Below are 14,898 nucleotides of genomic sequence, written 5' to 3' on the forward strand. Positions count from 1 at the left end.
ATTTTTGGCGGCTCGTCGCTGGTCTCCAATAAGAGACCGGTGACCCTTTAGTTGAGGTAGCCCATGTTATCAAGGTACACCGCGGTACTACGCCGCCTTGTAGCCATACTGGCGGTGACCGCTGGCATTTCACTCTTCGGCCTACAAGTGCAAGCCCAGGTGCCAGAAAACCCCGTTAATCTGCGCGGCAGTGGCGCCAGTTTCCCCTATCCGATTTATGTGGAGTGGTTTCGCCAGTTTACCCACCGCGAGAACAATATTTTTATTTTTTACGAAATGAGCAGCAGCGGCGACGGCATCAGCGATTTTCTCGGCCATACTGTTAATTTTGCCGCCTCAGATGCGGCCATTGAAATCGATGAACTCAAGAAGCTTAAGGAGGGAGGTGTTGTATTACCCGTCACTGCCGGGCAAGTGGTGTTAGTGTTTAATTTACCGGGTATCGATAAATTGAAGCTGTCGCGGGAAGCCTATGTGGGCATTTTTATGGGCAAGATCCGCCATTGGGACGACCCGATCATCGCCGCCAGTAATCCAGATATTAAATTACCACGCACAGATATTTCAGTGGTTACCCGCTCCGAGAGCTCCGGAACTTCCTATATTTTTTCCGGCCACCTCAGCGCCGTTAGTGAAGAATTCCGTGAGAATATTGGACTGGACCGCACACCCGACTGGCCCCGGCTGTCGACCTTTAAAATCGCACCAGGTAACCAGGGTGTAGCGGCCAAAGTACGAGAAATACCCGGCGCTATCGGTTATGTGGAGCACGGCTTTGCCAACATCGTCAATTTACCGGTAGCAATCCTGGAAAATCGCGCGGGCCAATTTATCGAAGCCAATGCCAAGAGCGGAGTAGCTGCTTTAGAAGAAGTGGAATTTCCCGATAGTAAACTGCCTGTGAGCGGCGCACCCAACCTGATCGCCTGGGTCTGGGACCCCAAAGGGAAAGATGCCTACCCGATTACCAGCTTTTCCTGGTTGCTGCTCTACGCCAATCAGAAAGATGATGTTGCTCAGGCTCTAAGACAGATGCTGGTCTTTATGTTGAGCCAAAATTCCCAATCGGAAGCCGGCAATATCGGTCTGGTACCTCTACCGGAAAACGTGCGTATCAGGGTGCTCAACGCAGTGACCTATGTGCAGTAGCTCAGCCCTCCGCCACCGCATACTCTAATACACGATTGCGGCCGGTCCTTTTGGCCCGGTAGAGAGCGTTGTCGGCGTGCTGCAATAATTCCAGCACGTCTCTCTCTCCCTGCAGCTGGGCCACACCGATGCTAGCGGTAAACTGCACCGGCCCCAGAGCGGACTTGATCATAATTTTGGCGATATCTTCATGGATACGCTTGGCAACAGCCAGCGTACCTGGGCCATCGGCACTAACCAACAGTGCAAATTCCTCACCGCCTATGCGCCCAAACACATCCACTTCACGCACATGCTGGGCTATTACCCGGGCAGTAGCACACAAGGCCTGATCACCGATCAGGTGGCCGTGGCGATCATTGATTGATTTGAAGCGGTCTATATCCAACATCAATATACCCAGGGGAATTTGCTTGCGTTGAGCCAATTTGAGCAAAAGATTGGACTCCTCAAAAAAACTGCGGCGATTGTGAATGCCGGTAAGTGGATCGGTACGTGCCTCCAACTCTGCCCTGGCCTTGGCAGCCTCCAACTCCCGAGTGCGTGACTGCACCAACTCCTCAAGATCGATCTTGGATACTTCCAGCTGTTGCAGGTATTTTTTTTCCGCCCGATCCTTCTGCAACCGCAGGCGCTGCACCATTAAACCGATCGCTGCCATAATCGCCAGCATCTCCACAAAAGAGGCCACCGGCGGCCAATAGTAGTTGACTGGGTTGTGCACCACATAACCGAGATCACGCATAGCCTGCACCAGTAGTCCCAGCACTAGGGTGGCCCACCCCAAGGCAAACACTCCTGCAGCATTCTCTCCCTGGCGCCAGCGAATCATCGCGATCGGCACGACCAGGGGATAACAAAGCAACGCGATGATCATGGATATTTGGGAAAGGGCCTTCAGCTCTAAAAACACGCAACCAATCAGGAAAGCACCGTTGAGCAACATCAGCTGTAAGAGGAAGTCCAACTTTGGCGTGAACTGACGAGTTTTGAGAAATGTCCGTGCAAAGACAAGCCCGGCCATAATTGCCACAGCTCCACTAAGAGAGCCGTATCCCCAGTGGAAGCTGCCGATCATCAGGTATTGATGGGTATATCCCAGCACCGTGCCCCACACCAGGATTTTGCTGGCGCAGTAGAAAGAATAGATATAGAGAATCTTTTCTTTGATTGCGATCGCTCCCACCAGGGCAAAGACCGCCATTAAAAAGTAGCCTCCAAACAGAAAAGCGATCAGGCTCGTCTCACCCTTACTGTTTTGTTGCAATGCCTGGGGGCTCCAGATACGCAGACTGGGAAAGACCACACCCAATTCGCCAGAATCGAACCTTACCATTAGCTCCTGAGTGGTCCCCGGTGCGATGGTCACTGGAAAAACAAAACGGTTATGCGCCACCTGCCGACGGGCAAAAGGCTCATAAATAGAAAGGTTGCTCACTTCGCGGAAGAGATCACCACTGCCCGCCTTCCGACTAAAAGCTTGCAAACCGACCAGCTGGTGATCGACATACTCAATATTTAGGGTTAGCGGGTGGCTGTCGCGATTGCGCAACGTAAAGTGAGACCAGAAAACACCGGCGCTTAGACCGGTGGAACCCGCTGTTTCCAAAGTGCGAAACTTCCCCTGCTCATGAGCTTGTCGTGCACTATAAATATCACTCTCTCCACCCTTGTCGTGCCATATCGCATGGAGTCCGGTGGAATTTTCCCCCTGCTCATTGGTGTTCACGTCCAGGGGAGTATGCGCCCATACCGGAATCTTGGGCAGGAAAAGGACATAGAAGGTTAAAAGTAGAAAAACATAGAAAGAGGGACGGATGTACCAATACTTAAAAATAGAACGCCAAAGATCCAGTAACCGCAGTCTTATTATTCTGTCTTTCATAGTCTTGGCGCGCGGGGATAACACTTACCCCTTATAATGCCTTCCTCCAAAGCAGTAAATGACAGCCTCTCACTTAACGCGAGACATTCTGGCTAGCTAACGCTTTCACAGTGATCAATCCGCCCCCTCAATGAAGTTTTGCGTATCTTTTGGCTCTCAATCGGAGCACCATAGGTACTAGCAACCACTAAAGTTCGAATTTACATAAAAGACACAACATTGCAGCAATTCCCCTATTCATTACTAATCCTTAATCACAGAGATTACTCCACTGTCTCAATGCTTATCGGTATAGGCTCGTTTTGCGACTAGTACATAACTGAGTAAGGTGATATCAGAAAAAATATCGGGTCTTAACTGAACAATTTGTGTCAAAGATCGTAATGCGAGAAACACTCCACAAATGAACATTAGAGCGAGCATATAGTAATGAAAGCGCTGTGTACTCATACGCAAGATGCGATGCTTAGCAAGGTAAACTCCAATAATCCCTCCAATACCAATAGCAACGCCATAACTTGCCAAATCCATGGTGATAGCACCAAAGCTAAGATAGGTCATTATTTTGGTGGCCTGTAAGACCATGGTGTTCAACGCCTTGGTTGCAATCAAATTTTCCTTATCAACACCGTAATTGATAAAGAAGGGATTCTGCACCGGACCAATAGCACCAATAACCCCAGAAAGAAATGCGACTACTACACCAAGTAAGAAAAAGTAGGGTAAACGCATTGGAAAAGAAGATTGTTTTCTACCGAGCCGATATTGAACCAAAGTGGACATCAAGAAGATGCCCACAAAGAGCTGAAGCCATATTGGGTGCATTTGACTATAAATATAGGCACCAACCATCGCCCCCAGAATACTACCGGGTAGCATCCAGCGAATAACGCTCCAATTAATATATGGCCAAAACAACAACACGCGGGAAGGTGCAGCAATAACACTACCAATCGTAATCGTAGGGGCCACCAAATGTGGCCCTATCAAGAGGCCGACCAGCGGTATCATCAGCATGGCCCCACCACCGGCAGCGAGGGTGCAGATATACCAGGAGAGGGCCCCAAAGATTAGTAAAACTGGGATTAGTATCATGCTCTTATCCGCAGCTCAATAATGCCTCTACTAGGTAGGCAATAAGTTTGCTGGCGATTGATAGCCCGGAGAGTCAGTCAATATAGACCATAGAAAGATCAGTAGGAATAACGAAGAAAAGTCACTTGCTCCAGTACACTTAGTCTTCACCCCGAATTACCCAGGGAGAATTTACTAGCGGTTGTCCCGTCTCAGCCACCTCACACTCTAGAGTTGTCCCCTTTGCAAAGCCAGAGATGTCTATAGAAAAACCGACGAAACCACCTCGGCCTGCACCATTTGCGCGTAGATCAGCACGATATTCATTCGCTAGAACTTCGCCCTTATAGGCCCCATCAACTTTCACACGAAGCACAACCGCCTCATTATTTTGTTCGGGAATAGCGCAACCTCTAATACGTTTATTGGATTGACTAAAAATAGAACCCGCCACAAACCTCTCCCCTCGCCGGGAAAGTAAAACCCTCCATTCAAACTGTGACACCGCTTTTTTATACAGAGTAATTTCACCTGCATTCAGAATACGCAACTCTTCCAACTCATCTTGGGGAATATCATATTTTTCCTCAAGCTTTTCACGCCCTAGATTCTCTGCCAGATACGGGATTTCCAAACCAAATTTTTTATTAAGCAACTGTAGAGACTCATCATATCTCTCTGTCAAACCGACAAACCCAAGAGCAGGCCAAGATAAGCCCCTAAAAATTTTTAGCTGTCGATTAGTAAATGATGGCTTACTGTAAAAGGACCTGAAGGCACCTTTATATCTATTGTGACGAGAAAAGTGTTTATACTCTGATACCACTCTCTGTATTGGATCTCTCAATATCGTCACTGTATTTTCCAGACCAAATACCGGGACATAACGTATTGCATTAAAATGACCCGAGAGCATTTTTCTATTTTCGTATTTCATCTCCTGGAAAAAGGACCATGGATCTGGGATTTCCCCCATCCATTTTTTTACAACATCGCTGGTCTCCATTGACTCCGGTCCATAATCAAGACAAATACTGCCATCACCAAAATAAGCTGATGCGCCGAACCGAAAACTTGTTCCCGCTGTTTTAGGAACATGAACAAATAAGAGAGGATTCACTGCCGTAAAAGGTCCTTACAATGAAACACAACATGTCTCCAAAACTCCTAAACAGTAACAAGAAAAGAGCAAGGGAACACATCAAGTAAATGATAAAGGGTTGTCTTTTGAATATCTTATCTCTTAGCCAATTCATTTCTTGTAAAACAATTACTTATCATTATGCATCACTTAATCATAGTTAGGTTTAGTGATGTGAACAACCATCTGACTATTGCCTAACAAACAAAGGGCGTAACTGTGACTACAGTCTTCTTTTGGCCATTAGTTAATGATATTTAGACAACAAAACAATAAGTCATAGAATATTGCTCAGGTGTATTTTGGCTGTACTGGCACAATAAAGCCACAGAGAAAGCATGCTTCACCACAGTACAACACAGTAATCAGTAGCATCTCGTTATTGAGTAAAACGCATCCTTCATGGGGGAATCGAAACACGGAATAATCGAAACGAGTCGACGAGAAAACTTGTGCAGACACCCCAACTGACGTTCGGGGTGCCTGTTCATTCTGACTGGGCAGCTTAGATCGAGAAGAACTGCTGTATACCCAGCAGTACATTGGTGGTGGCTACCGAGGCGAGTATCAGCCCCATCACCCGGCTGACGATACTGGCGCCAGCATCCCCTATAAACCGATAGATCCAATTTGCGGTTAGTAACAGTGCAATCACAATCCCCAATACTGCCAGCATCGCCGTGGCAGTGTTGAGTTGATGCATCATATCAAAGCGATGATTATCGGTAAGTACCACTGCCGCCAGCATGGCGCCCGGCGAAGCTATTGAGGGCACCGCCAGCGGGAATATCGCAGTCTCATGGCCCTCGCGGACAATCTCCATCTCCTGCTCAGGTTTACTATCGCCAAATATCATGGTGAGGGCAAACAGGAACAACACTACGCCACCCGCCACCTGAAAAGCTGACAGCGGTACACCGATTGCCTCCAACAGGAATTGACCGACCAATAAAAAGAACAGCAAGATGCCAGCGGCTACCAATACGGCCAGCCAGGCGATTTTGCGTTTTTGCCATTCGGCGTGACGGGAAGTGACCGCAATAAATACCGGCAGAGTGCCCACCGGATCGATCACCGCAAAGAAAAAGACAAAACTACTTATCCAATCGTTCAACTGGTACTCCGGCGTGCCGTGCTACTATCCGCTTATTCCCTGCCGCGGGGAGATCGGCAAGCGCCGGGGCGGTGGAATCTGGTAAGGCGCGGGTTAACCCCGTCAGCCACCCCAAATGCTCCCCAGGCAGATGCTTAACCTGAAACTCAAAAACCAAGTCTAGTGCATGACCAATCACTCACCGACCGCCCGCCGCATCGCGAAGACCATCCTGAATGGTTTTGATGCGTATTTCGCAGACTATCAGAACATCACTCTGGGCGCCAAGGCGCGCTTTGAGACCGCTTCCTGGCAGGCCGCACATGAGGCCAACAAGGAACGCATCGACCTGTACAAAACCAAGGTCAACCAGGTGCTCAAACTGGTGCACTCAGTTACCAGTAAAGATACCAGCCAACTGGAATTGTGGCGGGATGCCCGCGCCACCTACGCACAACTAATCGCCAATCACAGCAACTACGAGATTGCCGAAACTTTCTTCAATTCGGTCTTTTGCAGCCAATTCCGACACGCGGATATTCACGACAAAAATATTTTCGTCAAACCCTCTCGCGCACCAGACGACAAACCGCTGCGGGATTACAGCATTTATATCAGCTATAGCGGGCGTGATGGACTCGAATATATGATCGAGGACATCCTCAAAGACTTCAGCTTTTCCGCCCCTTGGGAAAATATGCAGCGGGATATCGAAAATATCTGTGCGCTTTTACGCGAGGCGCCGCTGGCCAAGCTGGAGAATGAAAAACAGCTGCGTGTAGATATGCTGGAGTCTGTGTTCTACCGCAACAAGGCCGCCTATTTAGTGGGTCGCATGATTTTTAATGGCGAAGTGGTACCTATTATTCTGCCCTGCTTGAATAACGGCCGTGGTGGTATTTTTGTGGATACCCTGCTGCACAGCAATGATTCCGCTAGTATTATCTTCAGCTTCACCCGTTCCTATTTTATGGTGGATGCGCCCATTCCCTCGCGGTTCGTACGCTTTCTCTCCACTATTATGCCGCTCAAGGAAAAGTCGGAGCTGTACAACTCCATCGGTTTCCACAAGCACGGCAAGACCGAGTTCTACCGCCATATCCTTGCTCATATGAAGGTGAGCAACGATCAGTTTGTGATAGCACCCGGTATCAAAGGCATGGTAATGAGCGTATTTACCCTGCCCTCCTATCCAGTGGTGTTCAAAGTCATTAAGGATCGCTTCGATCGCCCCAAAACCGTCACCGAAGAAATTGTGCGGGAAAAATATAAATTTGTATCCCGCTCAGACCGCGTTGGGCGTATGGCCGATACTCAGGAATACACCAATTTCATCTTCTATCGCAATCGCTTTAGTGAGGAACTACTGCGTGAGCTACAGGAGGTAGCGCCCTCCAAGCTAGTCATTAATGAGAAGTGGGTAATTATCCGGCACCTCTATGTAGAACGGCGCATGGAACCTCTCAACCTCTATTTGCAAACCTCCAACGAAGAGGAAACTCGAGAAGCGATGGAGGAATATGGCAATGCCATCAAGCAACTGGCGGCAGCCAATATCTTCCCCGGCGATATGCTTCTTAAGAACTTTGGTGTGACCCGCCACGGCCGTGTGGTCTTCTACGATTACGACGAGCTGTGCCCGCTGACGGAGTGCAATTTCCGCAAGATTCCCGAAGCGCAAACACCTGAGCAGGAACTGGCAGACAAACCTTGGTACACCGTGGATGAAGCGGACGTCTTCCCCGAGGAATTCCGCCTGTTCTTCTCCGGTAATCCCACCGCGCGCTCAGCTTTTGAGAGGTTGCACAGCGACCTCTACGATTATCGATACTGGAGACGCCTGCAAGATCGTATCCGCGCCGGGCATGTGGAGAGCGCCTTCCCCTACCGGCGTAAGTGGCGCTTCCATCGCCGTGCTCCGGCCATCGCCCGCAACAAATAAGCACTCAATCTATGGCTATATTGGTAGGAGGCCCCCACAATTCGAATAGGTGATCAGTGCGCATACTTGCATGGGCCGCAACTCTAGCGGCCCTGGCTCTATTAACGGCCAGTGGCTGCGGTTATCTGCCCAGTGAAATGACCATTCCCGGCAAGGAAAAGGCGCCGCCTCCTCACGCCCGTATCACTGGAAAACCCCAAGTAGTCAGCTGCGCAACGCCAGCACAGGGATTTCGCCCAATTCCATTCGACAACCTCTACACCTTCACCGGCAGTGAACCCCAGCCTTTTCAGGAAAAGGCCAGTGTGCCAATGCAATACGATGTACTGGCCTATGTTTGGGGTAGCGAACCCTGCGCACCCAGCGCCTTTTGCAAAAGAGGGGATTACTATTGGCTGATCGGGCGAGGACCTGGCAATGATTTCCAGACCTGGGTAGTTACCCCACAGTTTCCACGTATGATTATCCAGTCGACTTGCTATGAATGGCTGCAAATCGGACAACGCTATCGCTTTTCATTCAGTCGAGGAAAGTTGGTGGGGTTCAGCCGGGACTAAGTGAGCCAAATTACTGTGAGTGCTTTTAAAGCTTGCAAACCAGTTCTTGTCGAAACCAACTAAGTTCAAGCGTCAGACTGCTTCTTCAAATAGCGGTATATAGCATCCTGGGAACGACAGTTTTTTTTGCCAGAGTTGGCAATTTTAGTATTACTCTGTCTCGCATCCACAATCCGAGCTTTTTGATTATCACTCCATTGCAGCTCCAAAATTTTTCGAATCGTCTCACGGTGATCAGTATTCATAATTGGAAAAGTCACTTCCACCCGGTGATCTAAATTACGAGTCATAAGATCTGCTGAAGAGAGCCACATTATCTCCTCTCCACCGTTATAAAATATATAAACACGCGCATGCTCCAGAAACTTATCTACCAAACTGACAACTTGAATATTGTCAGAAAGACCCGCTGTCTCACACACTAAGGTGCACATACTTCGTACAATGATTCTTACTTTTACTCCTGCGGCACTTGCACTATAAAGCCGCTCCACTACCTGGCTGTCCACCAGGTTATTACACTTAAAAAACAACTCAGCTCTATCGCCCCTTTCTGCCGCCTCAATTTCTCGATCTATTGCCCCCAAAAGCGCTGCACGGTTTGTCAGAGGTGAAACTGCGATATGCTGAAATACCGGGCGACGTCGAGTACGTCGAATAAATTCAAAAACATTGTAGACATCCTGGCCCAACTCCTGATTATTAGTTAACAAACTAAAATCACAGTAAATTCGCGCAGTACTCTCATTAAAATTTCCTGTTCCCAAATGACTGTAAAGCTTATCCTTACCCTCTTCTCGACGAAGAATAGAAATCAATTTACAGTGAACTTTCAATCCTGGAACACCATAAATAACCTCTACCCCCGCATCGGAAAGCTCCTTCGACCAGTGAATGTTTGCCAACTCATCGAATCGCGCGCGCAACTCAACAACGGCAATAACTTTTTTATTATTTCGCACTGCATTGATCAAAGCAGCCACCACCCGTGAATTCTTTGCAACCCGGTAGAGATTGATCCGAATTTCTCGCACCTGTGGATCAATTGCTGCAGATGCGAGTAAATTGGTGATTACGCGAAAATCATGATAAGGGTAATAATAAAGTCGATCGGCACTGCGAATATGTGCAAAGGCGCCCCCCTTACCAGGTAACGTTGGCAGCGGTAATAGTGGCTTATAGATATAACTCCCAGAATCTGCGGGGAACTTCATCAGATCTTTGGAGTTGTGGTAGCGCCCACCGGGCGTATAAGTATCATAGCGCCCCATTTTTAATTTTTTCTTCACCATATTTAGGAGCACTTCAGGCATTTCTGCATCGTAAGCAAGGCGCACCGGATCGGCACGCTTACGCCTCTTGAGAGATTTCTCCATACGGTCCACGAGGTTTTGGGTTATCTGTTCACCCAATTCAAGCTCAGCATCACGACTAATCTTAAACATATACGCTTTGGCTGAGCGAATCGGCAAAACCTGGCGAAACACCTCCACCAAGCAGGCCCGTATAATATTGTCGAGAACGATATATACTTTTTCACGCTTCCTCTCACGGGGTGGAATCACAACAAAACGCGATAAAGTATTAGTGGGAATTTCCATTGCCGCATAACGCTGGATACCATCTTTTAGGCGCAGAAAAATGGCAAAATAGATACTCGCCTCATTAAGCAGCGGCATAGTATCAAGATCATCAATAAAAAAAGGCTCCAGCTCTGGCAACACTTCCCGATGGAAATATTCTTCGACAAAGGTGCGTTGGTGCTCAGTTAGCGTGGTTTCCCTAACTACATGGATATTGTGTTTATCGAGATCTGCCAGTGCTTTAGCGTAAGCTCGTGCATAACGTCGTTGCAGGCGTAGTACACGCTCATTAATTTGCCCGAGTAGTTTGGCAAAATGTCTTTTCTCCTGTTCAGCCCCTGCGAACGCGGCAAGACGGCGCACATCTGCTACACGTACACGGAAAAATTCATCGAGATTGTTAGAGAAAATTCCCAGGAAACGCACCCGGTCAATAATGGGTACAGTTTCGTCTTCAACCTCCTGTAGCACTCGCTCATTGAAGGACAACCAGCTCAACTCTTTTGGGTATAGAGGGATATCGTTAGGTATTGAAGGTTTGTAAAACATATTCAACCGGAGTGAATTTCCCTGCCTCAAGAATTCGATGCCAATTCAGGGGAAGTACATATCGAACAACTTATAGGGGCACAGGCATCAACCTATGACGAGCTATTTTCGCGAAAGGAAGATTTACGCGCATTTTCGTCACGACCAGGGGGAAGACCCCGCCAGATTGAAATAATCAATATGAGCACAAGGTTATACAGTTAATAGTAGAGTAGCTTGCCGTCTTAACTAACACGGGCCTAAGGATGTCGATGCAATCACCAAGTGAGCGCTACGTTGCGCTCGACCTCGGCTCCAACAGCTTCCACCTGTTGTTAGCGGAATTTCGCGATCAACGCATGGTACGCCTGCATACCGACCGCGCCATGGTGAGACTGGCAGAGGGGCTGGACGCCCACCGCCACCTAAACCCCGTGGTATCGGAGCGAGCCCTGACCGCGCTCACTCGCTTTCAACCTGTACTACAAAAACTACCGGTCGATCATATTCGCGTCGTCGGTACCAATACCCTGCGCGCCGCCGCGGCTAATGCCGATGGTTTTCTCGAAGAGGCCGAATCCATTCTCGGCGTGCCCGTGGAAATTATTAGCGGTATTGAGGAGGCACGCCTGATTTACAGTGGCGTAATGGCCGCCGCCGACGGCCCACCACGGCTTCGCTGCATTATCGACATCGGCGGTGGCTCCACCGAACTGGTGCGCGGCAGCGAATCCCCCCAACAGTTACAAAGTCTGGAAATGGGTTGCGTTTCCTACAGTAGGCGCTTTTTTGCCGATGGCCTGATCAGTGAAAATACCGTCAACCACTTTAAGCGCGCACAGCGCGCCGCCCGCGCCGAGTTGCAAGGGTTACAACACATTGCCGCCGAAGCGGAAGTTATCGGCTGCTCTGGCAGCGTGAAGGCGGTTTCACGAGTACTGAATGGAGGAGAGGTGGCGGATATCGTGCACGAGGATATCGACCGTCTCGCCAAAGAAGTTGCCAAGGTGGAGCATATCGCCGAACTGGAGCTGCCCGATCTCGACGAGGAGCGGCACCCGGTATTCGCCGCCGGCCTGGCAATCCTGCACGCCATCTTCTGTGAATTGGATATCCAGCGCATGGAGGTTTCGCCCTATGCCATCCGCGAGGGCATAGTGCATGACCTGGCGGGGCGGCTGCACGGTGGCGATCGCCGTGCCAGTACTGTAGACGCTGTGGTACAGCACTGGCAGATTGACCAGAACCAAGTGCGCCGAGTGAACGACACCGCCCTCAAACTATTGCAGCAATTGCGCCCCGAATACCCGCTGGAGGGAAGGCAACGACTGCGCTGGGCCATCCAGCTACACGAAGTGGGGCTGGCACTCACCCACAGCAGCTTTCGCAAGCTCGGTGCCTATATGATCAAGCATGCGGATATGGCTGGATTCTCCAACGGCGAACAGGAGCACCTGGCCTACCTAGTGCGCAACCAGCGCGGTCCAATCAAAGCACCAAAAGAGCACTACGGTTTTCACCCGAGCCCAGATTTACTCCTGTGTCTGCGCCTTGCCAGTATTATTCACCGCGACCGCACAGAGCGCACTTTGCGGGGAATCAACTTGGCAGACCAGGGAGATGCCTATCGCTTGCAAATTGAGCGTGAATGGCTGGATAGCAGCCCGGCGATAGAGGAATTGCTTTACCAGGAGGAGCAGCACTGGCAATCACAGACACGCCCTCTACGCCTACTTGCGGTATAAGCGTCCCTGCGAATAGTGATTAATGCCGGTAACATGCCTGGCAACATTTATTTTTAGCCCAAACCCAAAATCTATGAAACTCAGCGAAGTTACCCTCAGCCACCGCTACGCCGATATGGGTGATGCCTTTGGCCGCCGCATCAACCCCACTCCCTTCAAGCATCCACAGCTTATCGATATCAATCCCGCTGTGCTGCAGCTGCTGGGTATCAATGCCGCTGAGGCGAGTAATCCCGACTGGGCCCAACTGGGGTGTGGTGCCAAATTGTTTCACGGCAGCCGACCCTTTGCCATGAAGTACACAGGCCATCAATTCGGCGTCTACAACCCGGATCTGGGCGACGGCCGCGCCCTGCTGCTCGGGGAAGTTGAACACCAGGGCAAAAGCTGGGAATTACACCTGAAAGGCGCCGGCCAAACCCCCTATTCCCGCTTTGGCGACGGCCGCGCAGTGATGCGCTCCACCATTCGCGAATATCTCGCCGGCGAGGCCCTAAGTGGCCTGGGCATCCGCTCTACCCGCGCGTTGAGTATCGTCGGTAGTGACGAACCGGTAACCCGCGAGCAAATTGAAAAGGGCGCCATGTTGATCCGCGTAGCCGAAAGCCATGTACGCTTCGGTCACTTCGAATACCTGTTTTACACCAAGCAGCTGCAGGCCCAACAACAGCTTATCGGCGAGATCTGCCGGCGTTTTCTCCCCGACTCCCAAGAACTCAGTATCGGTGAACAGGCCGAGGCCATGCTGCGCTTTACCACCAGACGCAGTGCCGAACTGGTAGCGGGCTGGCAGGCAGTGGGTTTCGCCCACGGCGTATTGAATACCGACAATATGTCGATTATTGGAGACACCTTCGACTACGGCCCCTATGCCTTTCTCGATGACTACGACCCCACCTTTATCTGCAACCATTCGGACCATACCGGCCGCTACGCCTTCGAGCAGCAGCCCGGTGTGGTACTTTGGAACCTGAATGCTCTAGCCCACGCTCTCTCCGGCTTCGTCAGTGTGGAGGCACTGCGAGACTGCCTGGAGCAGTTCCAACCCCAGGTGACCGATGCCTTTGCTGCGAGGATGCGCGCCAAATTGGGGCTCACCACCGAGGAGGAGGGCGATCAGGCTCTCTGCTCAGATCTATTGCAGTTGTTACAACAGGGGGAGGCAGACTACACCCTCTTCTTCCGCGCCCTATCCCACTACCGCGGAGAGCGTCCCGCCCAAGGACTTCAGGAATGTCTCGCCGAGGCTCAGCACAGCGTCCTTGAGCAGTGGCTGGGGCACTACGATCGACGCCTGGCGCGTGAGTACAGTGATTCCTGCGTCCGCAACCGAGCGATGCTGGCGACAAACCCCAAATACCTATTGCGCAACTACTTGGCGCAGAAGGTTATCGAAGCCGCCGAAACCGGTGATTACCAACCCTTGCATACCCTGCGCCAGCTACTGCAGAGCCCATTCGACGAACATCCTCAGCACGAAGTCTGGGCCAGCGCTCCCCCAGAATCCGGCAAGCGTATCCCGTTGAGCTGTAGCTCTTAATAGGGCCAAATTGGTACAACTTGCGAACAAATTGCCGGTATTTGCGGTCAAATGTTGTCTGTATGCGGTTATTTTTTTACCCGATGATGACTTATGCGGTGTCGCTGCAAGTGACTTGCTGTAAGATCTGGGTCACCCACTGAATAGAGGAAAACCTACAGATGATCAGAAACCTGCTCCTGGCCACATTCGGCCTGTTGTTCGCCCTGCAGGCCAATGCCGCAGATGTTGTAGGCAAGTGGCGCACTATTGATGACGAATCCGGCAAGCCCAGATCCATCGTGGAAATTTATGAAAAGGACGGTAAGTACTTCGGCAAGATCGTTCAGCTGTTGCTGAAGCCCAATGACACCATTTGCGAGAACTGCCCTGGTGACCTAAAGGGCAAGCCTCTGGTAGGAATGGACGTGATCACCAATATGGTGCAGAAAGGCAAGAAATACGAAGGCGGGGAAATTATGGACCCGGTGAAAGGCAAGGTGTACGACTGCAAGCTCTGGCTGGAAAACGACAACACCCTGAAAGTGCGTGGGTACCTCGGTTTTCTCTACCGCACCCAGACCTGGCACAGAGTCGAAGAGTAAATTATAGGGCCCGCATTGCGGGCCTTTTTTTGGCCGGTTGCCACTGGTTAGCCAGATTCTAACAGCCAAACCGACCG

At 50.3% G+C, this 14,898-nt stretch carries 11 protein-coding genes; 6 read left to right on the forward strand and 5 right to left on the reverse strand.

The window, feature by feature from the left end; all coding sequences use genetic code 11:
* The first annotated feature begins 63 nt into the window (after window positions 1-63).
* Window positions 64-1,149 carry a phosphate ABC transporter substrate-binding protein PstS gene (gene pstS, locus ACJJJA_RS20420; protein ID WP_444903226.1) on the forward strand — a complete coding sequence of 362 codons (1,086 nt, stop codon included), beginning with the start codon at window positions 64-66 and terminating at the stop codon, window positions 1,147-1,149.
* A gap of 1 nt (window position 1,150) precedes the next feature.
* Here the strand turns inward: pstS and ACJJJA_RS20425 are convergent, their stop codons facing one another.
* From ACJJJA_RS20425 to ACJJJA_RS20440, 4 genes are all read right to left on the reverse strand, one after another.
* Entirely contained in the window at window positions 1,151-3,034 is a 1,884-nt protein-coding gene (locus ACJJJA_RS20425) for a diguanylate cyclase (RefSeq protein WP_444903227.1), read from the reverse strand.
* A 276-nt stretch (window positions 3,035-3,310) separates the two neighbouring features.
* Entirely contained in the window at window positions 3,311-4,129 is an 819-nt protein-coding gene (locus ACJJJA_RS20430; RefSeq protein ID WP_444903228.1) for a sulfite exporter TauE/SafE family protein, read from the reverse strand.
* 139 nt (window positions 4,130-4,268) lie between these two features.
* Window positions 4,269-5,228: a sulfotransferase family 2 domain-containing protein gene (locus ACJJJA_RS20435; protein ID WP_444903229.1), complete on the reverse strand. Its 960-nt coding sequence runs from the start codon at window positions 5,226-5,228 to the stop codon at window positions 4,269-4,271.
* Between the two features lie 526 nt (window positions 5,229-5,754).
* The gene (locus ACJJJA_RS20440; RefSeq protein WP_252083411.1) at window positions 5,755-6,363 is read right to left on the reverse strand and encodes a MarC family protein; all 609 of its coding nucleotides are present in this window, start codon (window positions 6,361-6,363) and stop codon (window positions 5,755-5,757) included.
* 166 nt (window positions 6,364-6,529) lie between these two features.
* Between ACJJJA_RS20440 and aceK the strand changes: the two genes are divergently transcribed.
* On the forward strand, window positions 6,530-8,284 hold the full coding sequence (aceK, locus tag ACJJJA_RS20445; RefSeq protein ID WP_252083412.1) for a bifunctional isocitrate dehydrogenase kinase/phosphatase: 1,755 nt from the start codon (window positions 6,530-6,532) through the stop codon (window positions 8,282-8,284).
* 56 nt (window positions 8,285-8,340) lie between these two features.
* Window positions 8,341-8,841 carry a hypothetical protein gene (locus tag ACJJJA_RS20450; protein ID WP_252083413.1) on the forward strand — a complete coding sequence of 167 codons (501 nt, stop codon included), beginning with the start codon at window positions 8,341-8,343 and terminating at the stop codon, window positions 8,839-8,841.
* Between the two features lie 65 nt (window positions 8,842-8,906).
* On the opposite strand, the gene ppk1 is transcribed toward ACJJJA_RS20450, so the two are convergent.
* On the reverse strand, window positions 8,907-10,973 hold the full coding sequence (ppk1, locus tag ACJJJA_RS20455) for a polyphosphate kinase 1 (protein WP_444905267.1): 2,067 nt from the start codon (window positions 10,971-10,973) through the stop codon (window positions 8,907-8,909).
* A 251-nt stretch (window positions 10,974-11,224) separates the two neighbouring features.
* On the opposite strand from ppk1, the gene ACJJJA_RS20460 reads away from it, so the two are divergent.
* From ACJJJA_RS20460 to ACJJJA_RS20470, 3 genes are all read left to right on the forward strand, one after another.
* Window positions 11,225-12,697: a Ppx/GppA phosphatase family protein gene (locus tag ACJJJA_RS20460; RefSeq protein WP_252083415.1), complete on the forward strand. Its 1,473-nt coding sequence runs from the start codon at window positions 11,225-11,227 to the stop codon at window positions 12,695-12,697.
* Window positions 12,698-12,770: 73 nt separating this feature from the next.
* Window positions 12,771-14,237: a protein adenylyltransferase SelO gene (locus ACJJJA_RS20465; protein ID WP_444903230.1), complete on the forward strand. Its 1,467-nt coding sequence runs from the start codon at window positions 12,771-12,773 to the stop codon at window positions 14,235-14,237.
* Window positions 14,238-14,398: 161 nt separating this feature from the next.
* Window positions 14,399-14,821 (forward strand): DUF2147 domain-containing protein, encoded by a 423-nt coding sequence (locus ACJJJA_RS20470; protein ID WP_444882859.1) that lies wholly within the window; start codon window positions 14,399-14,401, stop codon window positions 14,819-14,821.
* Window positions 14,822-14,898: the final 77 nt, after the last annotated feature.

It is taken from the genome of Microbulbifer mixtoriginis (SeqCode) (assembly GCF_052466865.1).